The sequence below is a fragment of the Variovorax sp. 05N34 genome (genome assembly GCF_056397405.1).
Genome location: NZ_JBFTNI010000026.1, coordinates 1 through 3,179, shown reverse-complemented (window position 1 = coordinate 3,179; position 3,179 = coordinate 1). Strand labels below are relative to the sequence as shown.

Here is a 3,179-nt window from a genome sequence, read left to right as displayed (position 1 = left end):
CTCAAGCTCAACGAGAAACTGCTGGAGCAAAACGGCATCTGGCTCGGCGCACCCGCCGCTCGTTGCCCCTACCAAGACACACGGGCGCCGCATGTCGCAGAGCATTTCGATCACACGGCTGACAGCCATCAGCACGTCCCGATCCACGGCCTTCCGGCGCCGAGGCAACTGCAGCTGAGCAAGCTGGACCACCCCGAGCACCCGGCTCACAAACTATTCAGCGAGGCGCAGGCCGGCGTGCATCTGCTCGATGCGAAGGTGGGCCGCACCCCCGATCGGCAGAGTGACCAGCTCGCCTCCGCCCTCGCCATGGCCGCGCGCACCCATGGGATCAACCGCATCGACCACGTCGTGCTGAGCACTGACGCCTCCAAAGTGTTCGCGGTCCAAGGCGCGCTGGACTCGGCTCTCAAACGAATTGCCGGTGTGCCGACGGTCGAAAGCCTGAACACGCCGATTTCGCAGAGCACCCAGGCTTGGGAACAAGCCATGGAACGAGATCAGCAACAGGTTCAGGAGCGCACGCTGGAACAGCCACACACCATGCAGCGACAAGCGCGGGCAATGAGTCTCTGAGCCAAAAAAATTCTGCGCAGGGAGGAAACAGGTGATTCAACAAATCGCCATCGGCCACGGCATTGCTGGCCGAAGGCTCCGATCGATTTTCAGAGTCGGCCCGCGAACTTCGCGCTTTGCGGCTTCCGTCGATCTGATCAATTTTGACAATTCGAACAAATTGGCAGCGGGCTTTCTGGCCCGCGGCCTCGCTTGCTTTTTGGTCGGACTTGCGCTCGGTGCCTGTTCATCGACGACCGACAAAGCCGTTGTTCATCCGCAGGAAAAAAACATGTCCAGTTCAGCTTCCACAGAGGCGCCTCGGCTCGACGCGCCTGAAGTGCTGCGCAGATTGTTGGCGCTCGTCGACAGCGTGCATCAGCCGCAAGACCTGACCAGGGAACGGGTAGCGCAGTTCAGTGGAATTTCCATGCAGCCCTCTTCGGGCAAACCCCCCAACGTGGTTTACTCGATTTCCCAGCCGCTGACGGAAAATTTTTGGCATCGCTACGTTTGGAGGCCAAACAATGCGACGCATCTTCCGCGGCTTGGATTGGCGTTTTACGAGACCGCAAAGATTGGGGGCGCCAGCCCGCCCATGACCGAAATCTGCGAACTCGACGCAGCGCAATTTCAAGATGCGCTGCTCAAGCTGGGCTACCGGCATGTAGGCAACACTCGCCGCGCTAGTGACTCCAGGCAATATCGGCGTGGACATGTCGAAGTAGAGATTGGAATGTATGGGGAGAGTGGCGAAAGCCTGGAGAAAATTTCACATCGATGCATCCATAGAGTCTCCGTCGGCTTCCTTGTGGAATACATGGACGTGGGGGCGATGTGATGAACGCAAACAACCCGCGGCTTGATCGAGTGCTTCGTGAAGTCGGAGACCCCACGTCGTCCGCCTATGGAAATCTTCGCGCTGTCGTTGAGAAATCGCCGGCCTTGATGCTTCAAATGAACAACGCGGCCGCGCAGGGAAAAAATTCTGCGCCGGAAGGAAACAGGTGATTCAGCAAATCGCCATCGGCCACGGCATCGCTGGCCGATGGCTTCGATCGATTTTCAGAGTCGGGACGCGAACTTCGCGCTTCGCTGCTTCCGTCGACCTGATTGTTTTTGACAATTCGAACAAGTTGGCAACGGGCTTTCTGGCTCGCGGCCTCGCTTGTTTGTCGGTTGGACTTGCGCTCGGTGCCTGTTCATCGACGACCGACAAAGCCGTTGTTCATCCGCAGGAAAAAAACATGTCCAGTTCAGCTTCCACAGAGGCGCCTCGGCTCGATGCGCCTGAAGTATTGCGTCGACTGCTGGCGATCATCGACAGTGTGCATCAGCCACAAGACTTGACCAGGGAACGGGTAGCGCAGTTCAGTGGAATTGCCATGCAGCCCTCTTCGGGCAGACCCCCAAACATGGTTTACTCGATCTCCCAGCCGCTGACGGAAAACTGGTGGTATCGCTACGTCTTGGGGCCAAACAATGCGACGCATCTTCCGGGTCTGGGTTTAGCGTTCTACCAAACGACAAGACATCCGGATCGCCCTCCAATGACAGAAGTCTGCCAACTGGATGCGGCGCAATTTCATGAGGCCATAGTCGCGACCGGCTACCGTCACGTCAGCAGCACTCGACACGAGAGTCCCGCCAAACAGTACCAACGCGGCACGGTCGAAGTCGAAGTCGCTATGGTCGGCGAGAGCGGCGAGAGCCTTGAAAAGATTTCGCATGATTGCATCAAGAGAGTCTCTATCGGTTTTATCGTGAGGTACATGGACCTGGGAGCGCCGCGATGAGCGTTATCGACCCCCGGCTCGACCAATTGATGCGCGGAATCGGTGATCCAACGTCGCCCGCTTACCAAAACCTTCGTGCCGTCATTGAAGGATCGCCCGCACTGATGAAGCAGATGAACGATGCAGTCTCGCGCGGTCATCTGAAGCGTTTCGCCGTCATGGCCGTAAGCGAGAACGCCGGAGCCAGCTACAGTTCGGACACAAAAACCATCAATCTAAAGCTCGACGATCTGCTCGATGCCACAAAGCGCAATAGGCTCACGTTTCTCATGGGCCATGAAGTTCAGCACGGCATGAATCGAGAGCGCACCAGAAACGGTCTGGAACAATTCGACCGCAGCGTCCAGCGCGAGCTAGGAAGTGGCCAGTCCGTCCATGACTACAGTCGTGCGCTCGAACAGATGCTCTCAATTAATCGCCATGACGAAGCCAGCGCGCACATTGCTGGCTGGAACGCATTGGTCAGCAGACTCAAGCACGGCAATGCAGAATTTGATCTTTCGGACATGGACGAACTAGCGATAGAGGTGGGCTACGTCAATGATTTTGTTGATACGCAACGAATCGAAGGTCGCCTGCGGATCTCTTTGAAGGCGGGATTCACGCTCAACCCTGACCTGTCGATCACCCCCGACTCCCACAACATCGAAGCCGCCGCAAAACACTTTTTCGACAAGAGGCCAGACGACACCCGACTCGGCCACCACGGAAATTCCGACTACGCCAACTATTACGCCGCCGGGCTCGTCGGCTCAGTGTGCCGCTATGAAATGCTCAACCCCGCTTTGGCCGGCAAGCTGCTGTTGGACATGCGCGGGCTCAAGCTCA

4 protein-coding genes are annotated in these 3,179 nt (G+C 57.5%); all 4 read left to right on the top strand.

What is annotated here, in order from left to right; genetic code table 11:
* The coding region (locus tag AC1DMA_RS30070; RefSeq protein ID WP_478146471.1) for an XVIPCD domain-containing protein at positions 1-576 on the top strand (576 nt) is incomplete at its 5' end.
* Positions 577-607: 31 nt separating this feature from the next.
* Positions 608-1,396 (top strand): hypothetical protein, encoded by a 789-nt coding sequence (locus AC1DMA_RS30065; RefSeq protein ID WP_478146470.1) that lies wholly within the window; start codon positions 608-610, stop codon positions 1,394-1,396.
* A 166-nt stretch (positions 1,397-1,562) separates the two neighbouring features.
* Positions 1,563-2,351, top strand: a complete 789-nt coding sequence (locus tag AC1DMA_RS30060) for a hypothetical protein (protein ID WP_478146469.1) — start codon at positions 1,563-1,565, stop codon at positions 2,349-2,351.
* The coding region (locus AC1DMA_RS30055; protein WP_478146468.1) for a hypothetical protein at positions 2,348-3,179 on the top strand (832 nt) is incomplete at its 3' end. The genes AC1DMA_RS30060 and AC1DMA_RS30055, both read left to right, overlap by 4 nt.